The organism is Sodaliphilus sp. (assembly GCF_045598405.1).
GTDB classification, from domain to species: domain Bacteria; phylum Bacteroidota; class Bacteroidia; order Bacteroidales; family Muribaculaceae; genus Sodaliphilus; species Sodaliphilus limicaballi.
In genome coordinates this window covers 1-3,119 of record NZ_JAZLLZ010000169.1, presented here as the reverse complement: position 1 = coordinate 3,119, position 3,119 = coordinate 1, and the positions used below count along the sequence as shown (strand labels likewise).

Below are 3,119 nucleotides of genomic sequence, written 5' to 3'. Positions count from 1 at the left end.
ATCGATGTCGTGTTGGTGGTTCGTTTGGTTTTATTTGCCGCACTAAATTAAGTGAAATCACCGACATGACAAAATCCTGGGCAACTTTTTGTTGCTCAGGATATTATAAAAATTGTTAACAAAAGTGCTGCGGAATTAAGGGATTATGGTTTTTCTATTACTGAGGTGCCGTCGATGTCGGCGATGCGGGCTTTCAGTGCAGGCATCTTGTCGGCATCGCACTGCAGGGTCATCGAGCAGGTGTTGTCAAACTGCTGGTCTATCATCACCACGTCGCCGCCCTTGACAAGCTTCATCACGTCGTTCATCGACAGGTAGGGGAAAGTGAACGAAACCTGCGCCTGCTCGTGGCACTCGAGTATCTCGGCCTCTTCGATTGCTAGGCGGGCAGCTTCGCGGTAGGCCACGATGAGACCCGATGTGCCCAGTTTGATGCCGCCGAAGTAGCGCACAACGACAATGACCACATTTGTCAGGCCGAACGAGTTGATTTGCCCCAAGATGGGTTTCCCCGCAGTTCCGCTAGGTTCGCCGTTGTCGCTGCTCAGGTACTCGTTGCGTTCAGTGCCTATCATGTAGGCCCAACACACGTGGCGCGCGTCGTGGTAGTCGTTGGCATAGCGCTTGACGACGGCCTTGGCCTCGTCGGCACTCTGCACGGGCTCGACGAACGCGAGGAAACGGCTCATCTTCTCGGTATACTTGGCTTGCGACAAGCCCTTTACAGTCTTGAAAAAGTCACTCATAAATCATTTCCTCTCCGTTGCCGTCGATGTCCTCAATATCATATTGATATATTTCGAGGTCAAATTCCTCGGGGTCATAGTCGCCGTACCACTCAATGAGTTCCTTGGCACGCTTAGACCTGGGTTTCTTGATGGCTTCGCAAAAGTCCATGTAGCCCGGCACACCGCCTATATCCTCGGGGGGACAAGCTCGTTTGCCGCCAATGAGTGTGACAAGGTTGCGGTTTTCTCCCTCCTCGTAGTCTCGTGATTCTTGAACAGTGATGAGGTGTTCCCAACCGTCGCCAAAGTCGTATTCAAATGTGCACTTGTCGCCTTTGTTGAAAATGAGGTCACCTATGGTGTAGTTGCGAGAATCTTTGTTTTCCATCATGCTGAACATATCGAAACCATCATCACTTGTAGGCACAGAGTAGAACGTGGTTCCTTTAACAAACTGATGCAGATGCTCCATATCCCACCCCATAGACAACAAAATGATGTGGGCAAATGATTCAAGCATCAGGTTTGAAGGAATAACAAGCTTGCGCCAGATGGGTGGCTTTATGCCCTTGAGTTCGACGCGCACGGTGAGTTGGCGTGAGGGACGTTCGGGGTGACACACTATGCTGGTAAGTCCCATAGATGGAAGAAGATCTTCTTCAGGGTCAAGGGGATTGTTTCCCCATTCGTCATTATCGTCTTCATCTCCCATGCCATCGGGCATAGGAAATCCCATTGTGTCGTGAAGATGGCCCATGAGTTTCATCATGAACTCCATTTTCCCTTGTTCGTCGAGGGCTTCGTAGGCTTCAAAAATCTCGGTGGGAGAGAGCTTTAGTTTCATATTTTAGCAGATTTTTATGGATTATTTATTTGCCATGTTGTAGATGGCGGTCATTGCAGTGGTGTCGATTTTCTCAAGCGAGCCGTAGGCGAGTTTTCCGCCATGGCTGCACTTATCCACCATCTCGGCTATCTCGGCTTCTGTTACCTTGCGTCCAAGCAGTTCGGGTATGCTGGTGGGCATGCCGATGGTGCGGTAGAAGTCCTCAACGGCCTCAATGCCCTTGAGTGCTGTTGTCTCATGGTCGGTATAATCGCAAGTCACGCCCATCACATTCACGGCAAACTGCACGAAACGGTTCACGTGGCGTGGCATGACATACCTCGCATAGCTGCCCCACATGGCTGCAAGACCGGCTCCGTGGGTCACGCCGAACATGGCGCTGAGCTCGTGCTCGAGCTTGTGGGTCACGAAGTCCTTCTCGCCGCCGCACTCGGTGAGGTCGTTGTGCGCAAGGCTGCCGGCCCACATTATCTGGGCACGCAGGCGGTAATCCTCGGGTTTCTTGAGCACCTCCACAGCACATTCCTTCACGGTGCGCAGCAATGCCTCTGAGATAGCGTCGGTGAGCATCATGTCCTGGTGGGCGCAGAAGTAGCGTTCCATAGTGTGCATCATGATGTCGGTCGCTCCTGCTGCGGTCTGATAAGCGGGCAGGGTATAGGTGCGCTCGGGATTCATGATGGCAAACTTGCAGCGGCACAGGTCACTGTTCACTCCGCGCTTGAGCATGCCAGCCTCATCATTGGTGATGACGCAACTGCTGCTCATCTCGCTGCCAGCCGCAGGAATTGTCAGAACAGCGGCAACTGGCAGGCAAGCCTGGGGCACAGCTTTGCCGTCCCACAGATCCCACACGTCGCCCGTGTAGGGCACGCCGTAGGCAATCGCCTTGGCCGAGTCGATGACGCTGCCGCCACCCACTGCAAGGACAAAGTCAATCTGCTCCTTGCGGCACAGCTCGATGCCGCGGCGCACCATTGTCAGCTTTGGGTTGGGGACAACGCCGCCCAGTTCCACGGTGTAGATGCCGGCCTCGTTGAGCAAGGCGGTCATCTTGTCGAGCAATCCGCTCCTGCGAGCACTGCCGCCGCCATAATGAACCAATACACGGCTGCCGCCAAAACTCTTAACCAGCGAAGCCACTTGTTCCTCGCTCTCACGTCCGAATACCACGCGAGTGGGTGTATAGAAATTAAAATCTTTCATTGTGATGTAACTTATATTTTATATGCAAAGTTACACTTTTTTCATGAGAATGTAAAATCGCTTTGTGAAAAATAATAGAACGCAACAATAATGAGGGGTATTTTCGTGTTAATATAATTTAACGGTAAGGTACGAAATAAGTAACTATTCAGCAATAGAATTTTGCAGAGTCCCCGCCCAGACCTTATTAAAATCTTTCTCTCGCACAAAGCATAAGGCAAAGAGAGGCTGAAAGCCGACACGCAGAACGCAGTTCTGCACATAACCCTGTCCTAACTGAGCGCAAGCGAAGGCAGGGCAGGGTAAACGCGATACACTATACTGCGGTTGAAGACCGC

The 3,119-nt window shown here is 51.9% G+C and carries 3 protein-coding genes; all 3 read right to left on the bottom strand.

Features of this window, described 5'->3' with window-relative positions:
• Nucleotides 1-143 precede the first annotated feature (143 nt).
• From ACKI3C_RS11660 to ACKI3C_RS11650, 3 genes are read right to left on the bottom strand one after another with little or no spacing between them, the layout of a single operon-like run.
• On the bottom strand, nt 144-746 hold the full coding sequence (locus ACKI3C_RS11660; protein WP_407405235.1) for an IMPACT family protein: 603 nt from the start codon (nt 744-746) through the stop codon (nt 144-146).
• Complete coding sequence (locus ACKI3C_RS11655) at nt 739-1,572, bottom strand: plasmid pRiA4b ORF-3 family protein (RefSeq protein WP_407405233.1); 834 nt, start codon at nt 1,570-1,572, stop codon at nt 739-741. The genes ACKI3C_RS11660 and ACKI3C_RS11655 overlap by 8 nt, the downstream gene beginning before the upstream one ends.
• A gap of 21 nt (nt 1,573-1,593) precedes the next feature.
• Nucleotides 1,594-2,781, bottom strand: a complete 1,188-nt coding sequence (locus tag ACKI3C_RS11650) for an iron-containing alcohol dehydrogenase (protein ID WP_407405231.1) — start codon at nt 2,779-2,781, stop codon at nt 1,594-1,596.
• Nucleotides 2,782-3,119 lie beyond the last annotated feature (338 nt).